Annotated in this window: 2 protein-coding genes; both read right to left on the bottom strand. The window is 37.2% G+C overall.

Annotated elements, in window-relative coordinates; genetic code table 11:
• On the bottom strand, window positions 1-1,479 hold a 1,479-nt coding region (locus ACYVTD_RS11655; RefSeq protein WP_461247937.1), incomplete at its 3' end, for a CheR family methyltransferase.
• A gap of 2 nt (window positions 1,480-1,481) precedes the next feature.
• On the bottom strand, window positions 1,482-2,419 hold a 938-nt coding region (locus tag ACYVTD_RS11650; protein ID WP_461247936.1), incomplete at its 5' end, for a chemotaxis protein CheB.

Here is a 2,419-nt window from a genome sequence, read left to right as displayed (position 1 = left end):
TCTTTCAAGAATCCTGCAAAAATAATCCGGTGAAAACCCTCCCATAAAACATTCATAATTACGTTCATTATCTGGTTCCAGATTTTGTAAATGTTTAATGCTTTCAATAGTTTTTTTAATTTTGTATTCATATCTTGTGGGGTTTACATCGGCGGAAAGAACGGCGATTCTGTAAAAGGCAGGCCAGAAATATTTGTCCTTTACCGAAGATTCGTTATAAAATATCTCCGCTTCTGATGAAGTGCCGTTTAAAAAATAATATTCGCCGCGTAAAAATCTTGTAAATGCGCTTGAATTATATTTTTCCAGGTGTGAAATAATCGCATTTGCGTTTTCAAAATCTTGTTTGTTTAAGTAATAAATAGCTGACGCCGCAAGGGTGCTTCCCGAAAGAGAAGACAAGTTATTGTCTTTAAGCGCGTCAATCGTTCTTTCAGCGTTTGATATACCATCGTCTTTTTTTAGAATTTCATTTATCTCGGCGCAACTTACGGAAATTTCATTTTTGGGGTGAAAAGAATGTTTTTTTTCTTCTGCGGGAGAATTTACGTGTTTTTTATGTTTATAATCGGTATGTTTACGATGTTCCGTAAAAGAGGAATGATTTCCTGTTTTTTCATAAATATACGGAGTTCCTGTTTTCTGGAAATAAAAAACATCTGATAAATTTCTACTTACAAGCAGAGGGTGTTTTATTGACGCTGTTTCCGAAGCGCCGATAAATAAAAGTCCGTTATTAGAAAGCGAATCAGAAAGATTATTAAGAACTGAAATTCTGCTTTTAGAAGAAAAATAGATTAAAGAATTTCTAAAAAAAATAATATCATACTGCTTGTCTAGCCCGCGCATGATATTATGATGAAAAAATCTTACTTTTTTGCGAATGTTATCCGGTACTATATATTCATCGCCGTCTTGAATCAAGTATGAATCAAGAATATGCCTGTATGAAGAACCGTCAGAGCGAATAGTGTTAGATGTATAATGGGCTTTTTTTGCAGTTTCTATTGACTCGGCGCTTACGTCAAAGGCTTCAACTGAAAAGTCAAAATTAAGACCGTTTTTTCTGTGGTAATCAAGAAGCATGGCGATACTGTAAGCTTCACAACCGATAGAAACGGCGGCTGAACATATTTGTAATGGGCGTCCAAGTTTTATTAATTCCGGCAAAAGTTGTGAAAGAAGGTTAAAATGATCTTCTTCCCTGAAAAAATATGTTTCATTAACGGTAAGATACTTTGAAATAATATATATTTGTTCACGCGAGGTAAGAAGATATTCAAAAACAGCCGGGTTTTCGACAAACGAAGCGCCGCAGGTAAATTCTATGTATTCGTTTAGCTTAATAAGAGCGTCGCTTTCTGTTTTTATGCCGAGTATTTGTTCAATCCGGTAATATAAGAATAACAGGGCTGGGTTAGAGAGCACTTCCGCGGGAACTTCAACCGTTGTATCCAAAACCGCCGTGTTATAAGACATTATTAACTTTCTCCGCTCGTTAATTCTATTAACTTTTGAGGGATTTCATTTAATGGAAGTACCATGTCTACACAACCTGTCGCAATTGCCTCCTGCGGCATTCCAAAGATCATGGAAGTCGCTTCATTCTGAGCTATAGTAATACCGCCTGAATTTTTAACAAAACGTATACCTTCGGCTCCGTCATTTCCCATACCGGTAAGAACTACGCCGATAAGAGAATTACCGTAATGTTCCGCCGCGCTTTTAAATAAAATGTCAGCAGACGGTTTTTGATTGCAGACAGGATCGTCGTTGTTAAAGACTATACCTTCTTTTCCTACGGTTAAATGTTTTTCCGTAGGAGCTACATAAACATTGCCTTTGGAAGGGTAGATTCCTTCTTCGGCAAGTTTTACGTCAAGTTGCGAATAACCGTCAAGCCATTGTACAAATCCTTTGTCAAATCCCGACGTATTGTGCTGTACAAGCAATATTGGAACCGGAAAATCAGCGGGAAGCGCGGAAAATAACTGGCATAAAGCCATAGGACCGCCTGTAGAAGACGCTATAACGATACAATTTATTTTTCTTTTAACGGTATCGGTATGTTCTGTAGCTTCTTGCTGTGCAGGCTCCTTTTTCTTAATGTTTGTTATTTGTTTTAAAGTGTTAAATATTTCGCTTCTTTGCCTGTCGTTCATTTTAGAAGTAAAATTATCCTTAGCGAAAAATTCATGCGCTCCCTTAACAGTGGCTTCATAAGCCATCTTTGCGGTATCGTGGGTACTGATTACAACTATGCCGCAAGAGCTGAATTTTCTTATCTCTACAATAGCGTCAAGCCCGTTCATTACAGGCATTTCATAATCCATTGTTATAAGATCAGGATTACAAATTCTTGCTTTATTTACGCCGTCCTGCCCATTTTCAGCTTCATCTACAATTTCAAATGAGCCTT

The organism is Treponema sp. R6D11 (assembly GCF_054786075.1).
The sequence above is the reverse complement of the archived record's forward strand: the minus strand, read 5'-3'. Positions and strand labels throughout refer to the sequence as shown.